Origin of the sequence: Streptomyces sp. NPDC056480 (assembly GCF_042795405.1) — a bacterium.
GTDB lineage: Bacteria > Actinomycetota > Actinomycetes > Streptomycetales > Streptomycetaceae > Streptomyces.
Genome location: NZ_JBHTSA010000022.1, coordinates 75510 through 92983, shown reverse-complemented (window position 1 = coordinate 92983; position 17474 = coordinate 75510). Strand labels below are relative to the sequence as shown.

Sequence of the window (17474 nt, the reverse complement as noted above, 5' to 3'; positions counted from 1 at the left end):
GTTGCGCTGAGTGATCAGCGCAACCCCACCGAGCCTGGCGGAACTGACCTGAGGGGCCCCCCATATTTCTTATGAGGGCCTCAGGCTGAACTTGTGGATTTCCCTTGCGGGAAATTCCTTACTTGGCCTTCTCGAGGATCTCGATGACGCGCCAGTGCTTCGTCGACGACAGCTTCCGGGTCTCCATCAGGAGGACGCGGTCGCCGATGCCGGCAGCGTTCTGCTCGTCATGAGCCTTGAGCTTGTTCGTACGGCGGATGACCTTGCCGTACAGCGCGTGCTTGACGCGGTCCTCGACAGCGACGACGACGGTCTTGTCCATCTTGTCGCTGACGACCAGGCCCTCGCGGACCTTGCGAGCGTTGCGCTCGGTCTTCTCAGTCACGTTGCTCTCGCTCATCAGGCGTTCTCCACCGTCTCGATGCCCAGCTCGCGCTCACGCATCAGGGTGTAGATCCGGGCGATGTCCTTACGGACGGACTTGAGCCGGCCGTGGTTCTCGAGCTGGCCCGTCGCCGCCTGGAAGCGGAGGTTGAACAGCTCTTCCTTGGCCTCGCGGAGCTTGTTGAGAAGCTCCTCGTTGCCCAGCTCGCGCAGCTCGGACGCCTTGGTACCGGCCGACATCACAGCTCACCTGCTTCGCGCTTAACGATCTTGCACTTCATCGGCAGCTTGTGGGCCGCACGGGTCAGGGCCTCGCGCGCGATCTTCTCGTTCGGGTAGGACAGTTCGAACATCACCCGACCCGGCTTGACGTTCGCGATCCACCACTCCGGAGAACCCTTACCGGAACCCATGCGGGTCTCGGCGGGCTTCTTCGTCAGCGGGCGGTCCGGGTAGATGTTGATCCAGACCTTGCCGCCACGCTTGATGTGGCGGGTCATCGCGATACGAGCCGCCTCGATCTGGCGGTTGGTCACGTACGCCGGCGTGAGGGCCTGAATGCCGTACTCGCCGAACGCAACCTGCGTACCACCCTTGCTCATACCCGAGCGCTTGGGGTGGTGCTGCTTGCGGTGCTTGACCCTACGGGGGATCAGCATTTCGGTCAGGCCTCCGTTCCGGTGCTCTCAGCCGGAGCGGCAGCGGCGGCGGGAGCGTCGGCCTTGGGGGCCTCGGCAGCCGGCGCGGACTGCTGCTGCGGCTTGCGGCCGCGGCCGCCACGCTCGCCACCGCGGCCACCACGGCCGGCCGGGCGGTCGCCAGCGCCGGCACCACGGGCCGGGCGGTTACCCGCACGGGCCGCAGCGTTCTCGGCGCGGACCTCGGCGATGTTCTTGACGTCGCCCTTGTAGATCCAGACCTTCACGCCGATGCGGCCGAAGGTCGTCTTGGCCTCGAAGAAGCCGTAGTCGACGTTCGCGCGGAGCGTGTGCAGGGGCACGCGGCCCTCGCGGTAGAACTCCGAGCGGGACATCTCGGCGCCGCCGAGACGACCGCCACACTGGATCTTGATGCCCTTGGCGCCGGCCTTCATCGTGCCCTGCATGCTCTTACGCATGGCGCGACGGAAGGAGACGCGGGAGGAGAGCTGCTCGGCAACGGCCTGAGCGACCAGCTGGGCGTCCATCTCGGGGTTCTTGACCTCGAGGATGTTCAGCTGGACCTGCTTGCCCGTGAGCTTCTCGAGGTCGCCGCGGATGCGGTCGGCCTCGGCGCCACGGCGGCCGATGACGATGCCGGGACGCGCGGTGTGGATGTCCACCCGCACGCGGTCACGGGTGCGCTCGATCTCAACCTTCGAGATGCCGGCGCGCTCCATGCCGGACGTCATCATCCGACGGATGGCGACGTCTTCCTTGACGTAGTCCTTGTACAGCTTGTCGGCGTACCAGCGGGACTTGAAGTCCGTGGTGATGCCGAGCCGGAACCCATGCGGGTTAACCTTCTGGCCCATTACCGGGTTCCTTCCTTGCTGCTGACGACCACGGTGATGTGGCTGGTCCGCTTACGGATCCGGTAGGCACGGCCCTGAGCACGCGGACGGAACCGCTTCAGGGTCGGGCCCTCATCCACGTACGCCTCGCTGATGACCAGCGAAGAGGCGTCAGTGTGGTCGTAGTTGTGTGCAGCGTTGGCGATGGCGCTGTCCAGCACCTTGCCAACCGGCACGCTCGCGGCCTGCGGGGCGAAACGCAGGACCGCCTGAGCCTCCGTGGCGTCCATGCCACGGATAAGGTCCACCACGCGGCGGGCCTTCATGGGCGTGACGCGGATGTACCGCGCCTGGGCCCTGGCTTCCATGGTTGTCCTTCCAGTGTCTGTCATGGTCATTCCACCCCGCTACTAGCGGCGCTTCGACTTCCGGTCGTCCTTCACGTGACCCCGGAAGGTGCGCGTCGGCGAGAACTCGCCGAGCTTGTGGCCGACCATCGACTCGGTGACAAACACCGGAATGTGGGTCTTGCCGTTGTGCACCGCGATCGTGTGGCCGAGCATGGCCGGGATGATCATCGAGCGACGGGACCAGGTCTTGATGACGTTCTTGGTACCGGCTTCGTTCTGAGCGTCCACCTTCTTTACGAGGTGGCCGTCAACGAAGGGTCCCTTCTTGAGACTGCGCGGCATCTAAACCCGCTCCTAGCGCTTCTTGTTCGTCTTGCGGCGGCGGACGATGTACTTGCTCGAAGCCTTCTTCGGCGAGCGAGTACGACCCTCCTTCTGACCCCACGGGGAGACCGGGTGGCGACCACCGGAGGTCTTGCCCTCACCACCACCGTGCGGGTGGTCAACCGGGTTCATCGCCACACCGCGGACGGTCGGGCGAACGCCCAGCCAGCGCTTACGGCCGGCCTTGCCCCAGTTGATGTTCGACTGCTCGGCGTTGCCGACCTCGCCGATCGTGGCGCGGCAGCGGGCGTCGACGAGACGGATCTCACCGGACGGCATACGAAGGTGGGCCATCGTGCCCTCCTTCGCGAGCAGCTGCACGGAGGCACCAGCGGAGCGCGCGAACTTGGCGCCGCCACCGGGACGGAGCTCGATCGCGTGGATCGTGGTACCGACCGGGATGTTGCGGAGCGCCAGGTTGTTGCCGGGCTTGATGTCAGCGCCGGGGCCGTTCTCGACGCGGTCACCCTGCGTCAGACCCTTGGGGGCGATGATGTAGCGCTTCTCGCCGTCCACGTAGTGGAGCAGCGCGATGCGCGCGGTGCGGTTGGGGTCGTACTCGATGTGAGCGACCTTGGCCGGCACGCCGTCCTTGTCGTGACGACGGAAGTCGATCACGCGGTAGGCGCGCTTGTGGCCACCGCCCTGGTGACGGACGGTCACACGACCGGTGTTGTTACGGCCGCCCTTGCTGTGCAGGGGGCGGACCAGCGACTTCTCCGGCGTGGACCGCGTGATCTCGACGAAGTCGGCTACGGAGGAGCCACGGCGGCCCGGCGTAGTCGGCTTGTACTTGCGGATTCCCATTTCTCAGTCCTCGTCCGATTCCGGACGATCCAGACCGCCCTTAGGCGGTCGGACCGCCGAAGATGTCGATACGGTTGCCCTCGGCAAGGGTCACGATGGCGCGCTTGGTGTCCTTGCGCTTGCCGAAACCGGCCTTGGTGCGCTTGCGCTTGCCCTGGCGGTTGATCGTGTTGACCCCGGTGACCTTGACCGAGAAGACCGCCTCGACGGCCTGCTTGATCTGGGTCTTGTTGGAGCCAGGCGCGACGATGAACGTGTACTTGTTCTCGTCCAGCAGTGCGTAGCTCTTCTCCGAGACGACCGGCTTGACGAGAATGTCGCGCGGGTCCGAGAAGGTCTTGCTGGTGACGACGGCCTCAGTCATCAGGCGTCGCTCCCTTCGGTCTCAGCGGTCTGGGGGCCAGACACGAAGGACTCGAGGGCGGCCTGGGTGAAGACCACGTCGTCGGAGACGATCACGTCGTACGTGTTGAGCTGGCCCGGCTCCAGGATGTGCACCTGGGGCAGGTTACGAGCGGACAGCCACGCGGCCTCGTCGGAGCGCTCGGCGACCAGGAGCAGGTTCTTGCGCTCCGAGATCTTGCCGAACAGCGTCTTCGCGGCCTTGGTGGAGATCTCACCCTCGACCACGCCGGAGACGACGTGGATGCGGGAGTGGGTGGCCCGGTCCGAGAGGGCACCACGGAGAGCGGCGACCTTCATCTTCTTCGGGGTCCGCTGCGAGTAGTCGCGCGGCTGCGGGCCGTGGACGACGCCACCACCGGCGAACTGCGGGGCGCGGGTCGAACCCTGACGGGCGCGGCCGGTGCCCTTCTGGCGGTAAGGCTTCTTGCCACCACCGCGGACTTCGCCACGGGTCTTGGTCTTGTGCGTGCCCTGACGGGCCGCGGCCAGCTGCGCGACGACGACCTGGTGGATCAGCGGAACGCTGACCTTGGCGCCGAAGATCTCCTCGGGGAGCTCGACGGTCCCGGTCTTGTCGCCTGCCGGCGAAAGGATGTCAATGGTGCTCATCGGTTCCTCAAACCCCCTTGGCCGCAGTGCGGACCAGGACGAGGCCACCGTTAGGGCCGGGGACGGCGCCCTTGATGAGCAGCAGACCCTTCTCGGCGTCAACGGCGTGGACGGTCAGGTTCTGGGTGGTCACACGCTCGTTGCCCATGCGACCCGCCATGCGCATGCCCTTGAAGACACGGCCCGGGGTGGCGCAGCCACCGATGGAACCGGGCTTGCGGTGCACACGGTGGGCACCGTGCGACGCCTTGCCACCACGGAAGTTGTGGCGCTTCATGACACCGGCGAAGCCCTTGCCCTTGCTCTTACCGGTGACGTCGACCTTCACGCCGGCCTCGAAGACCTCGGCGGTGATCTCCTGGCCGAGCGTGTACTCGGAGGCGTCAGCGGTGCGGAGCTCCACCAGGTGGCGGCGCGGGGTGACGTCGGCCTTGGCGAAGTGACCCTTGAGGGGCTTGTTCACCTTGCGAGGGTCGATCTCGCCGAAGGCGATCTGGACCGACTCGTAGCCGTCGATGTCGTTCGTGCGGACCTGGGTCACGACATTCGGGCCGGCCTTGACGACGGTGACCGGGACAACCCGGTTGTTCTCGTCCCAGACCTGCGTCATGCCGAGCTTCTCGCCCAGGATGCCCTTGATGTTCTTAGCCATCTCGCGCGCCCTCAGAGCTTGATCTCGATGTCAACGCCCGCCGGGAGGTCGAGACGCATGAGCGAGTCAACCGTCTTCGGCGTGGGGTCGAGGATGTCGATGAGGCGCTTGTGCGTGCGCATCTCGAAGTGCTCGCGCGAGTCCTTGTACTTGTGCGGCGACTTGATGACGCAGTACACGTTCTTCTCAGTGGGCAGCGGCACCGGGCCTGCGACCGACGCACCAGTGCGGGTCACCGTCTCGACGATCTTCTTCGCCGAGGAGTCGATGACCTCGTGGTCGTAGGCCTTGAGCCGGATGCGGATCTTCTGTCCCGCCATGGCTACTAGTAGTCCTTTGTCTCGTAACGCTCTGGAACCCGATCGGCTTCGCTTACTGAAAAGCGTTGTCGTGTCTCCGACCCACGCGGTCGGGCGTGTCGCACTCCCTCTACGCAGAAATCCCTGAGGATTTCCCAACCAAGGGGGCACGGTCGCCATGACCGCAGGCCGGGGGCAAAACACCCACCGGGCGCCTGGTAGGCACCCCGCTGACGCTTCCCAGAAGATTCCCGTACGTCCGCTCCTGAGAAGGAGCGACGAGTACTGTGGGACTCGCTTCCGGTCCTCCCGACGGGAGGCGCGCAGCATCGGCACTCAACCGAGCAACCCCGACAGTCTGCCATACGGGGCCATCCGGCCGCCAATCGGGAGCGAAGACTGTACCCCACGTCACGTAGGGCCATGCGCGGGGGCGCATGCGCGGTGGTCCGCCACAGCCCTCCGCCTCACCCCAAGCGCCGTGCCCGCTCGGTGAGATGGCGGCGTTCCGGGGCACTGGTCGTACGGCGTGCCGCCTCCCGGTAGGCCTCCGCCGCGGTCTCCCGCTCGCCGAGCAGTTCGAGCAGATGGGCCCGGGTGGCGAGCAGCCGGTGGTGCCGGGCAAGCCGCTTGTCCCGGGCGAGCCCGTCCAGGAGCGCGAGCCCGGCGGCGGGTCCCTCGACCATCGCCAGGGCCACCGCGCGGTTGAGGGTGACCATCGGATTCGGCCCGGTCCGCTCCAGGAGCTCGTACAGCGCGAGGATCTGCGGCCAGTCGGTGGCGGCGGCGGTCTCCGCCTCGTCGTGCACGGCCGCGATCGCCGCCTGCAGCTGGTACGGGCCGACCCGGCCCCGGGGCAGGGTGCGGCTGATCAGCTCGACGCCCTCGGCGACGAGCCGGCCGTCCCACCTCCCCCGGTCCTGCTCCGCGAGCGGCACCAGCTCGCCGTGCGGACCCGTGCGGGCCGGCCTGCGGGCGTCCGTGAGCAGCATCAGGGCGAGCAGGCCCGCCGTCTCGGTGTCCTCGGGCAGCAGCCGGTGCAGCAGCCGCGCGAGCCGGATCGCCTCGGTGGACAGCTCGGGCGCGGTCAGCTCCTCGCCTGCGCTCGCCGTGTAGCCCTCGTTGAAGATCAGGTAGAGCACGTGACGGACCTCGGCGAGCCGGGCCGTGCGGTCCTCCCCCGGCGGGAGCGCGAACGAGCCGCCCACCTGCCTGATCGTCTGCTTGGCCCGGCTCACGCGCTGCGCCATCGTCGACTCGGGCACCAGGAACGCGGCGGCGATCTGCGCGGTGGTGAGGCCGCCGACGGCGCGCAGGGTGAGCGCGATCCGGCTGGGCGGGGAGAGCTCCGGGTGACAGCAGAGGAAGAGCAGGGAGAGCGAGTCGTCCCGGTCGCTGCCGGGCTCCTCGTCGGCGGCGTGCGCGAGGAGTTCCGAGGCCGGCGTGGCCAGGGCCAGGGAGTCCTCGCGGCGGCGGCGCGCGGCCTCGCTGCGCACCTGGTCGACGAGCCGGCGGGCGGCGACGGTGACCAGCCAGCCCCGCGGGTTGTCGGGGACGCCCTCCTCGGGCCACTGGCGGGCCGCCGCGATCAGGGCCTCCTGGACGGCGTCCTCGCAGGTGTCGAAGGTCCCGTACCGCCGCACGAGAACGCCGAGGACCTGCGGCGCGTACGTGCGCAGCAGGTCCTCGATCCCGTCGGTGCCGGTCACACGTCCGCCGCGGACTCGTGCAGGACCGGCCAGAGCTCCACCGGGTCGACGTCCGCGAAGGGCATGTCCGCGGCGATCTCCCGGGCCCGCTCGGGGCCGTCGCAGTCGAGCAGGTAGAAGCTGGCCAGGTACTCCTTGGTCTCCAGGTACGGGCCGTCGGTCACCGCGGGGACGCCGTCCACGCGGCGGACGAGCTGGGCGGCGGCCGCGTCCGCGAGGCCGTACGCGCCGATCAGCTCGCCGCTCTCGCGGTACCTCCTGTTGAAGGCCTCCTGGCGGGCGATCGCCTCGGGCCAGGCCTCGGCGGGGAAGGCGTCCCACTTGGCCTGGTTCCCGTAGATCATCGCGACGTACTTCATGGTGGTCGTCCTCCCCGTACCGCGCGCCCCTGTGGCGTGCTGTCACCTGTCGGTCGGAACCGGCGCCCGGTCCTCGACATGACCGGCGACGCTTTTCGAAGATCTTTTTCCGGTGGCCGCATCCTGCCAGTCACGAGCCCGTCCGCACACAACCCCAGACTTCGAACGTTCGTCTTACCGGGGACCGCACTACCCAGGGGACGGACCGCGCAGTGACCACAGCACCCCGTCGGCGGGCGGTTCTCGCCGCCGCTCTCGCCGTCACCTCGGCCGTCGCCGGGTGTTCCGTGCCGGAGCCGCGCAGAACCGCGCCGACCGTCGACCCCGCGCCCGGCAAGCCGATCGCCTCCGCGCTGGCCCGGCGGGCGCTGCTCCTGCAGGTCGCCGCGCACCCCGACGACGACCTGTACTTCATGAACCCGGACACCCAGCGCCTCCTCGACACCGGGGTCCCGCTCGTCTCCGTGTACGTGACCGCCGGCGAGCACACCGGCCGGAACCGGATCAAGGGGATGCCGGACACTCCCCCGGACCGCGCCGCCTACTCCTCGGCGCGCCACCAGGGCCTGCGCCAGTCGTACGCGGCGGCGCTCGGCCTGCCGATGTTCACCCCCTGGCGGCGCGAGGCGCTCACGCTCCCCGGCGGCCGGCGGGCGGAGATCGACACCCTCGTCCACGGCCGGAACCGCGTCGAGCTGGTCTTCCTCAACCTGCCGATGCACACGAACCGGCGCTACATGGCCCTGCCGGCCCTCTGGCACGACCGCGCCCTGGAGCTGCGGACCCATCTGTCGTCCGGTTCGCCCGTCACCCGCTCGGACACCTACGACTACGACCAGCTGGTCGGCGTCCTCGTCGGACTGCTCGCCCGCTACCGGCCCACCGTCGTGCACACCCTGGACCCCGACCCGGACATCCAGCTCAGCGACGAGGCCACCCGAAAGCGGGACTCGGAGCAGCCCGGCTACTCGGACCACGGCGACCACACCGCCGTCGCCTCGTTTACCTGGGCCGCGCTGAGCCGCTGGGTCGCGGACGCGGTCCGGGACGGCGAACCCATACCGGCGTTCACGACGACCGCCTTCCGCGGCTACTACAACCGGCACTGGCCGAAGAACCTCCCGCCCCGGGTGCTCGAGGCGAAGGCGGCCCGCCTCGTCCCGTACGGCGGCGACCCCTCCTGGGAGTGCGGCAACCCCTCGGGCTGCGGCGACTACGGCGTCGGCGGCGACCGGCCGCTCACCAACCGCAAGGGCTGGGTCCGCTCCACCCACCACCGCTGGCCCACCGCGGGCCCGGCGCTCGCCGAGCGGCCGGACGGCCGCCTCGCCGCCTACGGGGTGCTCGGCCTGCGCGCGGTCCGCTGGCAGGAGACGGCGCCCGGCGTCTGGGGCGAGCCGACGGACCTCGGCGGCGGCCCGCTCGCCCCCGCGCTCGGCTCGGCGGTGCTCGACGACGGCCGGGTGCTGCTGTTCGGCGTGCGGTTCTCCGCGATCGACGGACACGGCGGGCGGAACCGGCGCGAGCTGGTGCTCCTGGAGCAGCGCTCCCCCGGTGGCCCGTTCCTGGCCTGGCGCGGACTCGGCAGTCCGGAGCGCACGGACGACCGGGGGCGCCGGGTCGGCGCGCCGGTGGCCGTCGCGGCACCCGACGGCCGGGTCCATCTCTTCGTACGGAACGCGGACCGGCACGTCTCGACCCGGGTACGGGCGGCGGACGGCTCCTGGGGCCCGTGGCGGACGCTCCCGGGGGCCGCGGAGGTCCAGGACGGACTCGCCGTGTCGCTCGACGCGACGGGGCGGGTGCACCTCCACGCGGCGGGGCGGGAGTCCGTACGGCACTGGGTGGACGGGGTCGAGCAGACGGAGCCGCTGCCGCTCTCCGGATCCACGGTGGCGTCGGCCGGCGGCGACCTCTACTACCGGCGCCCGGCGGCCGGGGAACTCGTCGGGCCCGGGGGCGACACCGGTCTCGACGGCTACGGGGGTGTGGTCGCCGCGCGCTCCGCGGCGCTCGGGACCGTGCTCCTTGGCACGGACGCGGACGGCCGGGTGCGGGTGCGGGCCGGGAACCGGACGCGGACCCGTACGACGGGGGCGCCGGCGGTGTCGGCCGCGCTGCACCTGCGCGCGGACGGGGCGACCGTGGTGGGCCTGGGCGCGGACGGGCACCCGTGGAGCTGGCGTCCGTGATCCCGCGGAGGTGATCCTTCGGAGAGGCGTCCGAACGCCCTCCGGACATGCGAGAAGGCCCCGCACCGAAAGGTGCGGGGCCTTCTGCTGCAGCTCGTGGAGCTACCAGGTCAGATCAACGATCAGGCGTTGATCTTGACGACCTGGCCGGCGCCGACGGTCCGGCCACCCTCACGGATGGCGAACTTGAGGCCCTCCTCCATGGCGATGGGCTGGATCAGCTCAACGCTCATGGCGGTGTTGTCGCCCGGCATGACCATCTCGGTGCCCTCGGGGAGGGTCACGACGCCGGTCACGTCCGTGGTACGGAAGTAGAACTGCGGGCGGTAGTTGTTGAAGAACGGGGTGTGACGGCCACCCTCGTCCTTCGACAGGATGTAGGCCTGGGCCTCGAAGCTGGTGTGCGGCGTGACCGAACCCGGCTTGATGATGACCTGGCCGCGCTCGACGTCCTCGCGCTTGATGCCACGGAGGAGCAGACCGACGTTCTCACCGGCCTGGCCCTCGTCGAGCAGCTTGCGGAACATCTCGATACCGGTGACCGTGGTGGTGGTCTTCTCGGTCTTGATGCCGATGATGTCGACGGTCTCGTTGACCTTGAGGATACCGCGCTCGATACGACCGGTGACGACGGTGCCACGACCGGTGATCGTGAAGACGTCCTCGATCGGCATCAGGAACGGCTTGTCGACGTCACGCTCGGGCTGCGGGATGGACTCGTCCACCGCGTGCATGAGGCCGAGGAGCTTCTCGCCCCACTCCTTGTCGCCCTCGAGCGCCTTGAGCGCCGAGACACGGACGACCGGAAGGTCGTCGCCCGGGAACTCGTACTCGGAGAGGAGCTCACGGACCTCGAGCTCGACGAGCTCCAGGATCTCCTCGTCGTCCACCATGTCGGCCTTGTTCAGGGCGACGACGATGTACGGAACGCCGACCTGGCGGGCCAGGAGCACGTGCTCCTTGGTCTGCGGCATCGGGCCGTCGGTGGCGGCGACCACGAGGATCGCGCCGTCCATCTGCGCGGCACCCGTGATCATGTTCTTGATGTAGTCAGCGTGACCCGGGCAGTCGACGTGCGCGTAGTGACGCGACTCCGTCTGGTACTCGACGTGCGCGATCGAGATCGTGATACCGCGCTGGCGCTCCTCGGGAGCCTTGTCGATCTGGTCGAAGGCCGAGGCCTCGTTCAGGTCCGGGTACGCGTCGTGCAGCACCTTGGTAATGGCGGCCGTGAGGGTCGTCTTACCGTGGTCAATGTGACCGATGGTGCCGATGTTGACGTGCGGCTTAGTCCGCTCGAACTTTGCCTTCGCCACTGAATCCTCCTGCGGAGTGGTTCTGTACGCCTTGCTCATCGGCGCCAGGTGATCTTTGCTGGGATGCCATCCGCCGGGACCCGGACCCTCGGGTTTCGGGGGCTGAGCCCCGGCGACTGGTGTCAAGCCTAAAGCGTGAACTCGGAAGAGTTACTCGCCCTTGGCCTTCGCGATGATCTCCTCGGCGACGTTCCGCGGAACCTCGGCGTAGGAGTCGAACTGCATCGAGTAGCTTGCGCGACCCGAGGTCTTGCTGCGGAGGTCGCCGACGTAGCCGAACATCTCCGAAAGGGGCACGAGGCCCTTCACGACGCGAGCGCCGCTGCGCTCCTCCATGGCCTGGATCTGGCCACGGCGGGAGTTGATGTCGCCGATGACCTCACCCATGTAGTCCTCGGGCGTGGTGACCTCGACGGACATCATGGGCTCGAGGATGACCGGCGAAGCCTTCCGCGCGGCCTCCTTGAAGGCCTGCGAACCGGCGATCTTGAACGCGAGCTCGGAGGAGTCGACCTCGTGGTAGCCACCGTCGAGAAGGATGACGCGGACGCCAGTCATCTCGTAGCCGGCCAGGATGCCGAACTGCATGGCCTCCTGCGCACCCGCGTCGACCGAAGGGATGTACTCCTTCGGGATGCGGCCACCGGTGACCTTGTTCACGAACTCGTACGAGGCGTCACCGTCGGTGATCGGCTCGATCGCGATCTGCACCTTGGCGAACTGACCGGTACCACCGGTCTGCTTCTTGTGGGTGTAGTCCACGCGCTCGACGGTCTTGCGGATCGTCTCGCGGTACGCGACCTGCGGCTTGCCGACGTTCGCCTCGACCTTGAACTCGCGACGCATGCGGTCGACGAGGATGTCGAGGTGAAGCTCGCCCATACCACCGATGATGGTCTGGCCGGTCTCCTCGTCCGAGTGCACCTGGAAGGAGGGGTCCTCCTCCGCGAGACGCTGGATGGCGACACCCAGCTTCTCCTGGTCACCCTTGGACTTGGGCTCGATGGCGACCTGAATGACCGGCGCCGGGAAGTCCATGGACTCCAGCACGACCGGGTTCTTGTCGTCACACAGCGTCTCACCGGTGGTGGTCTGCTTCAGGCCCATGACGGCGACGATGTCGCCGGCGCCCACCGAGTCGATCTCCTCACGCTTGTTCGCGTGCATGCGGTAGATCTTGCCGATGCGCTCCTTCTTGCCCTTGACGGAGTTCAGCACCGCGGTGCCGGCCTCCAGGCGACCGGAGTAGATCCGGACGAAGGTGAGCTTGCCGAGGTGCGGGTCGCTCGCGATCTTGAACGCGAGGGCCGACAGCGGCTCGTCGTCGGACGGCTTGCGCTTGACGACGACCTCGGCGTCCTTGACGTCGTGGCCCTCGATGGCCTCGACGTCCAGGGGCGAAGGCAGGTAACGGACGACAGCGTCGAGCAGGGGCTGAACGCCCTTGTTCTTGAACGCGGTGCCGCAGAAGACGGGGGTGACCGTCTTCTCGCCGTTGCCCTTGCCGGAAGCGATGGTGATACGACGGACAGCCGCGTACAGCTGCTCCTCGGTGGGCTCGACGCCCTCGAGGAAGAGCTCCATGAGCTCCTCGTCGTTCTCCGCGACGGTCTCGACCAGCTTGGCGCGCCATTCCTCGGCGAGCTCGGTGTGCGAGGCCGGGATGTCGACGACGTCGTACATCTCGCCCTTGGTCGCCTCGGCGGACCAGACGAGCGCCTTCATGCGGACGAGGTCGACAACACCCTGGAAGTCCATCTCGGAACCGATGGGGAGCTGCATGACGATCGGGACGGCGCCGAGGCGGTCCACGATCATGTCGACGCAACGAAGGAACTCGGCGCCCGTACGGTCGAGCTTGTTGACGAAGCAGATACGCGGAACGCCGTAGCGGTCCGCCTGACGCCAGACAGTCTCGGACTGGGGCTCGACGCCGGCCACACCGTCGAACACGGTGACAGCACCGTCGAGCACGCGCAGCGAACGCTCCACCTCGACGGTGAAGTCGACGTGACCCGGCGTGTCGATGATGTTGATCGTGTGATCGACATTCTCGAGCGGCCAGTGGCAGGTCGTCGCGGCAGACGTGATCGTGATGCCGCGCTCCTGCTCCTGCTCCATCCAGTCCATCGTGGCAGCGCCGTCGTGGACTTCACCGATCTTGTACGAGACGCCGGTGTAGAACAGGATCCGCTCGGTGGTGGTCGTCTTGCCCGCGTCGATGTGAGCCATGATGCCGATGTTGCGCACCTTGGCAAGGTCAAGCGAAGTGGTAGCCATATCGGCTCAGTCTTCTCTCGGTCTCGATGTGGGTTGCGACTACCAGCGGTAGTGCGCGAAGGCCTTGTTGGACTCGGCCATCTTGTGCGTGTCCTCACGCTTCTTGACGGCCGCACCGAGGCCGTTCGAGGCGTCGAGGAGCTCGTTCATGAGGCGCTCGGTCATGGTCTTCTCGCGACGGGCGCGGGAGTAACCGACGAGCCAGCGGAGGGCCAGCGTGGACGCGCGGCCCGGCTTGACCTCGATCGGCACCTGGTAGGTGGCGCCACCGACACGGCGGGACTTGACCTCGAGGGCCGGCTTGACGTTCTCGAGAGCGCGCTTCAGCGTGATGACCGGGTCCTGGCCGGTCTTCTCGCGAAGACCCTCCATGGCGCCGTACACGATGCGCTCGGCGGTGGAACGCTTGCCGTCCAGCAGGATCTTGTTGATCAGCGAGGTGACAAGAGGAGAGCTGTAGACCGGGTCGATGATGACCGGGCGCTTCGGGGCGGGGCCCTTACGAGGCATTCTTACTTCTCCTTCTTGGCGCCGTAGCGGCTGCGAGCCTGCTTACGGTTCTTGACGCCCTGCGTGTCGAGGGAACCGCGGATGATCTTGTAGCGAACACCCGGCAGGTCCTTCACACGGCCACCACGCACGAGCACGATGGAGTGCTCCTGCAGGTTGTGACCCTCACCCGGGATGTAGGCCGTGACCTCGATGCCGGAGGTCAGACGCACACGCGCGACCTTACGGAGGGCCGAGTTCGGCTTCTTCGGGGTGGTCGTGAACACACGCGTGCAGACGCCGCGACGCTGAGGGGAACCCTCGAGTGCGGGCGTCTTGTTCTTCTCGACCTTGTCCTGCCGGCCCTTCCGGACCAGCTGCTGGATCGTAGGCACTACTTCTCCGGTTTCTGTGTGCCGTCGGTGAAACTAACCTGGAACATTCGCCGACCCACGCGGTCGGGTGTGTCGAATCTCGCGAACCTCTCCGCCAAGGCGGAAAAGGCGCGGATCACGGTGGCCGATATATGACTCGCCTTGCGGTTGAGGACACGCACGCGAGCCCAGGCACACCCCAGGCACAAGGCTTGAGCGTACCTATCGCATGGACTCCGGTCAAAACAAATGCCCACGCGCACGTGGTCCCGGCCGAGGAAGGCCGGGACCAGGCAAGATCGCATCGGGGCGGGGCCGGTCCGGGGCGGGACCGGGGTCGGTCCCGGGCGGGACCGGGGTCAGTCCCGGGCCGTGCGGCGGGGCTCGGGGGCCTCCGCGGACCCCTCCGCCTCCGCGTCGGGCTCCAGGAACTGGTTCACGACCTTGACGAAGACGCCCATCCGGTCGTCGGGGACCCCGAGCCAGCGGGCGAAGTCCTCCATCGACGGCTGCCAGTCGCTCGGCGGCAGCAGATCCGCCGCCATCGGGAGCTCCTCCGGGCTCACCCGGCCGGACCGGATCAGCATGTCGCGGACCGAGACCCCGAGCAGCGGGGCGATCCTGCGCATGGTCTCCAGGTCGGGCATGCTCTGCCGCTGCAGCAGGCGCGTCACGGCGGCCCGGTGCACCCCGGCCTCGTCCGCGATCCGGGACTTGCCGCCGCCGCGCGGGCTGTCGATGTCGTAGCCGCGCTGTCGCATCAGGCCTTCGACCCAGCCTGCGAACTCATCCAGCCCACGAGTGGTCATGTACAGCTCCTCACTCCACTCCTCCAGGCGCTCAACTCTAGCGTGCTTGCGCGCACAGAATTACTTGGTTTCGGGTACGCAACGTGTCGAAACGATGAAGGTCACTCCAGGACTGCCCCACAAATTTGTTGCGCGCCCGCACGCAACATGTAAGTCTGGCTCGCCGCCGCACTCGTCGGCCCCCTCGAACCCCAACGGCCCCCATGGCCCCGTGGGTTCGGGGAGCCCCGGACCGTGGAGAACCTCTTGTTCCAGCCCGACCCCACCCCTTGGCAGTCCGACGCCGCCTGCGCCGGCCTCTCCCCGTCCGTCGTCTTCGCCCGCCGCGCCAAGGAGGCGGCCCCGGCGCTGCGCGCCTGTGCCGGCTGCCCCGTCCGCCGCGAGTGCGAGACAGCGGTGGCCCCCGCCGAGAGCTACTTCGACGGCGTCTGCGCGGGCCGCCTCTGGCGCAACGGACGCCCGGCGGACGCGGCCCGCGTGGCGAAGGCGGTCGCCCTCGCCCCGACGCTCACCCGGAGCGGCCGCCGTGGCTGACCGCACGCCCCCCATCGCATCCGTCGAGCTCGTGCTGCGCGACATCGCGCTCTGGACCGCTTCCCTCGTACGCCAGTTCCCCGAGCTCGCCGAAGAGCTCGCGCCCGGCCGCCGCGGCCCCGCCGGGAGCGCCCCGGCCCCCTCCCCCGCGGGCCGTGACGAGCAGATCCGCGAGGAGCGCCGCGAGGCGCTGCTCCTCCAGCAGCGGCACGGCCTCTCCGTCCCCGGCCACGGCGCCGCCCCGATCCGGCTGCACGTCTCCGACGCGATCCGCGACATCACCGACGGGGTGGTGGAGTTGGAGGAGGCGGTGTGCGCCCGGCTCGCACTGCCCCGGCCGCCCCGCGCGGGGGTGATCGACCGGCTCCGCCGGGTCGTGGGACTCCTCGACGCGATCGCCGCCGACCCGGACCTCGCCCGGCACGTACGGGACGAGATCCGCCGGATGGCCCGGCGCTGCGCCCGGACGCTCGGCGATTCGGAGACGGTCGTGCGGGTGTCGGGCCGCTGCCCCTGGTGCGACTCGGTGTCGCTGCGGGCCTTCCCCGACCGGCGCGCGGTGCTCTGTGTGAACCCGGCCTGTGTGTGCGTGGACGAGTCGTGCGGCTGCCAGGACGACCCCGCCTACCGGCACCTGTGGCCGGAGCGGGAGTGGGCGGAGCTCGCGGCCGCCGCCGGGTCCCGCACCGAGGAGATCCGGGCGGCGATGGACGCGACCACCGCGCCGGCCGACGAACCGAAGGAGACCGCGTGCTGAGCTCGCCCGCCCTGCCGGCCCTGATCCCGGGACCGCTCGCCGCCGAGGAGGCCGGGGTCGCCCCCGCGACCATCCGCAAGTGGGTCCAGCTCGGTCATCTGCGGGCCGCCGGGAAGGCGGGCCGGGCGCAGCTCTTCCGCCTGGAGGACGTGTTCGCCGCCGAGCGCGTGGCCCGCCGCCGTCCCCGTACCGCCTGACTCCCCGTCGTACGAGCAGCGCCCCCCGTCCGTGAAGGACGGGGGGCGCTTTCTCGTGCCGCTGCTGCCGGTCCTCGTGCCGCTCCTCATGCCGCCAGGAAGCGGTGGAGCGAGTCCGTGAAGGCGGCGACGAAGCGGTCGCGGGTCTCCTCGGGGACGCGGTCCAGGGAGAGATAGGGGTTGAGGTCCTCCAGTTCGACGAGGAGCAGCTCGCCGCCGGGGGCGCGGCAGGCGTCCACGCGCTGGATGCCGTGGTCGAGGGTGTTCCAGTCGACGAAGCGGCGGGCGAAGGCGAGGTCGTCCTCGGTGGGCTCGTACGGCTCCAGGACCCAGCGGCGGTCGGGGTCGGGGGCGTGGAGGGCGTACTGGAAGAGGTCGTCGACGAAGTAGAAGGAGACCTCGTACCGGAAGTCGATGCGCGGCTGGACGAGGAGGCCGTCGTACGCGAGGCCGGCGAGCTCCTCGTACGGGAGGAAGCGCAGGCCTATCGAGTCGGCCCCGGCCTTGGGCTTGACCGCGTACTCGGCGGCGGCGGGCAGCCGGTGGAGGTCCTCGGGCCGGTCGACGGTGGGGATGACGGGGTATCCGGCGGCCGTCAGGTCGAGGAGGTACTGCTTGCCCGCCATGTCGCCGCGGCCGTGGAGCGGGTTGTAGACGCGGGTGCCCTCGGCCAGGGCGTGCTCGCGGAAGGCGTCGTACTCCTTCTGGTAGCCGATGACCGGGCCGCTGTTGCGGACGACGACGGCGTCGAAGGCGTCCATGAGGGCCGCGGCGTCGAGCGGGTGACAGAGCGCCAGGTCGAATGCCTCGCGCAGCCGGGCGGCGAGGTGGATGTCCTCGTCGCAGTAGCGCCGTCCGCGGGCCGGGTAGGCGAGGTCGGTGACGTACAGAAGGCGGGGGCGGGCGGCGGGCACGGGGCGGCTCCTCGGTCGGTGGCCGCCAACCTATCGGGCGCCCGTGCGGTGCCGTACGGAAGGAGGGACGTCAGTGCTCGCGGCAGGGGCGTACGGAAGGACGTGAAGAAGGACGCACGGAAGGACGTGGGGAAGGGCGTAGGGAACGGCGTAGGGAAGGAC

The 17474-nt window shown here is 69.0% G+C and carries 23 protein-coding genes; 4 read left to right on the top strand and 19 right to left on the bottom strand.

Features of this window, described 5'->3' with window-relative positions:
- Positions 1–118 precede the first annotated feature (118 nt).
- The 13 genes from rpsQ to ACFQ79_RS12985 all read right to left on the bottom strand — a co-directional run bounded on the left by rpsQ (position 119) and on the right by ACFQ79_RS12985 (position 7450).
- The gene (gene rpsQ / locus ACFQ79_RS13045) at positions 119–400 is read right to left on the bottom strand and encodes a 30S ribosomal protein S17 (RefSeq protein WP_030318650.1); all 282 of its coding nucleotides are present in this window, start codon (positions 398–400) and stop codon (positions 119–121) included.
- A complete protein-coding gene (gene rpmC, locus ACFQ79_RS13040; RefSeq protein WP_017239580.1) occupies positions 400–624 on the bottom strand; it encodes a 50S ribosomal protein L29 in 225 nt (74 codons plus the stop codon). The genes rpsQ and rpmC overlap by 1 nt, the downstream gene beginning before the upstream one ends.
- Positions 624–1043, bottom strand: coding sequence for a 50S ribosomal protein L16 (gene rplP, locus ACFQ79_RS13035; RefSeq protein ID WP_015035580.1), 420 nt, complete (start codon positions 1041–1043; stop codon positions 624–626). Before rplP ends, rpmC begins: the two co-directional genes overlap by 1 nt.
- A 5-nt stretch (positions 1044–1048) precedes the next feature.
- A complete protein-coding gene (gene rpsC / locus ACFQ79_RS13030; protein ID WP_017239578.1) occupies positions 1049–1897 on the bottom strand; it encodes a 30S ribosomal protein S3 in 849 nt (282 codons plus the stop codon).
- Entirely contained in the window at positions 1897–2244 is a 348-nt protein-coding gene (gene rplV / locus ACFQ79_RS13025) for a 50S ribosomal protein L22 (protein ID WP_004571827.1), read from the bottom strand. Before rplV ends, rpsC begins: the two co-directional genes overlap by 1 nt.
- 42 nt (positions 2245–2286) lie before the next feature.
- The gene (rpsS, locus tag ACFQ79_RS13020; RefSeq protein ID WP_015035577.1) at positions 2287–2568 is read right to left on the bottom strand and encodes a 30S ribosomal protein S19; all 282 of its coding nucleotides are present in this window, start codon (positions 2566–2568) and stop codon (positions 2287–2289) included.
- A 12-nt stretch (positions 2569–2580) separates the two neighbouring features.
- Complete coding sequence (gene rplB / locus ACFQ79_RS13015; RefSeq protein WP_055598863.1) at positions 2581–3417, bottom strand: 50S ribosomal protein L2; 837 nt, start codon at positions 3415–3417, stop codon at positions 2581–2583.
- A 40-nt stretch (positions 3418–3457) separates the two neighbouring features.
- Complete coding sequence (gene rplW, locus ACFQ79_RS13010; RefSeq protein WP_024755407.1) at positions 3458–3781, bottom strand: 50S ribosomal protein L23; 324 nt, start codon at positions 3779–3781, stop codon at positions 3458–3460.
- Complete coding sequence (gene rplD, locus ACFQ79_RS13005) at positions 3781–4431, bottom strand: 50S ribosomal protein L4 (RefSeq protein WP_148005763.1); 651 nt, start codon at positions 4429–4431, stop codon at positions 3781–3783. The genes rplW and rplD overlap by 1 nt, the downstream gene beginning before the upstream one ends.
- A gap of 7 nt (positions 4432–4438) precedes the next feature.
- Positions 4439–5083: a 50S ribosomal protein L3 gene (rplC, locus tag ACFQ79_RS13000; protein WP_041664123.1), complete on the bottom strand. Its 645-nt coding sequence runs from the start codon at positions 5081–5083 to the stop codon at positions 4439–4441.
- Between the two features lie 11 nt (positions 5084–5094).
- Entirely contained in the window at positions 5095–5403 is a 309-nt protein-coding gene (gene rpsJ, locus ACFQ79_RS12995) for a 30S ribosomal protein S10 (RefSeq protein ID WP_003948644.1), read from the bottom strand.
- Positions 5404–5849: 446 nt separating this feature from the next.
- Positions 5850–7091 carry an RNA polymerase sigma factor gene (locus ACFQ79_RS12990; protein WP_383582204.1) on the bottom strand — a complete coding sequence of 414 codons (1242 nt, stop codon included), beginning with the start codon at positions 7089–7091 and terminating at the stop codon, positions 5850–5852.
- Positions 7088–7450 (bottom strand): YciI family protein, encoded by a 363-nt coding sequence (locus ACFQ79_RS12985; protein ID WP_383582202.1) that lies wholly within the window; start codon positions 7448–7450, stop codon positions 7088–7090. The genes ACFQ79_RS12990 and ACFQ79_RS12985 overlap by 4 nt, the downstream gene beginning before the upstream one ends.
- A gap of 212 nt (positions 7451–7662) precedes the next feature.
- On the opposite strand from ACFQ79_RS12985, the gene ACFQ79_RS12980 reads away from it, so the two are divergent.
- Positions 7663–9642 carry a PIG-L family deacetylase gene (locus ACFQ79_RS12980; RefSeq protein ID WP_383582200.1) on the top strand — a complete coding sequence of 660 codons (1980 nt, stop codon included), beginning with the start codon at positions 7663–7665 and terminating at the stop codon, positions 9640–9642.
- 122 nt (positions 9643–9764) lie between these two features.
- Here ACFQ79_RS12980 and tuf read toward each other — a convergent pair whose 3' ends face one another.
- From tuf to ACFQ79_RS12955, 5 genes are all read right to left on the bottom strand, one after another.
- Complete coding sequence (gene tuf, locus ACFQ79_RS12975) at positions 9765–10958, bottom strand: elongation factor Tu (protein ID WP_073910658.1); 1194 nt, start codon at positions 10956–10958, stop codon at positions 9765–9767.
- Positions 10959–11108: 150 nt separating this feature from the next.
- On the bottom strand, positions 11109–13238 hold the full coding sequence (fusA, locus tag ACFQ79_RS12970; RefSeq protein ID WP_383582198.1) for an elongation factor G: 2130 nt from the start codon (positions 13236–13238) through the stop codon (positions 11109–11111).
- Positions 13239–13277: 39 nt separating this feature from the next.
- A complete protein-coding gene (gene rpsG, locus ACFQ79_RS12965) occupies positions 13278–13748 on the bottom strand; it encodes a 30S ribosomal protein S7 (protein WP_015035567.1) in 471 nt (156 codons plus the stop codon).
- Positions 13749–13750: 2 nt separating this feature from the next.
- Complete coding sequence (gene rpsL / locus ACFQ79_RS12960; RefSeq protein ID WP_003948652.1) at positions 13751–14122, bottom strand: 30S ribosomal protein S12; 372 nt, start codon at positions 14120–14122, stop codon at positions 13751–13753.
- Positions 14123–14460: 338 nt separating this feature from the next.
- On the bottom strand, positions 14461–14910 hold the full coding sequence (locus tag ACFQ79_RS12955) for a helix-turn-helix transcriptional regulator (protein WP_361399735.1): 450 nt from the start codon (positions 14908–14910) through the stop codon (positions 14461–14463).
- 234 nt (positions 14911–15144) lie between these two features.
- Between ACFQ79_RS12955 and ACFQ79_RS12950 the strand changes: the two genes are divergently transcribed.
- The 3 genes from ACFQ79_RS12950 to ACFQ79_RS12940 are packed head-to-tail and all read left to right on the top strand — an operon-like array spanning position 15145 to position 16398.
- Positions 15145–15444 (top strand): WhiB family transcriptional regulator, encoded by a 300-nt coding sequence (locus tag ACFQ79_RS12950; protein ID WP_383582195.1) that lies wholly within the window; start codon positions 15145–15147, stop codon positions 15442–15444.
- Complete coding sequence (locus ACFQ79_RS12945) at positions 15437–16201, top strand: hypothetical protein (RefSeq protein WP_383582193.1); 765 nt, start codon at positions 15437–15439, stop codon at positions 16199–16201. The genes ACFQ79_RS12950 and ACFQ79_RS12945 overlap by 8 nt, the downstream gene beginning before the upstream one ends.
- Complete coding sequence (locus tag ACFQ79_RS12940) at positions 16195–16398, top strand: hypothetical protein (protein WP_030318670.1); 204 nt, start codon at positions 16195–16197, stop codon at positions 16396–16398. Before ACFQ79_RS12945 ends, ACFQ79_RS12940 begins: the two co-directional genes overlap by 7 nt.
- A gap of 86 nt (positions 16399–16484) precedes the next feature.
- Here the strand turns inward: ACFQ79_RS12940 and ACFQ79_RS12935 are convergent, their stop codons facing one another.
- Entirely contained in the window at positions 16485–17312 is an 828-nt protein-coding gene (locus ACFQ79_RS12935) for a hypothetical protein (protein WP_383582191.1), read from the bottom strand.
- Positions 17313–17474: the final 162 nt, after the last annotated feature.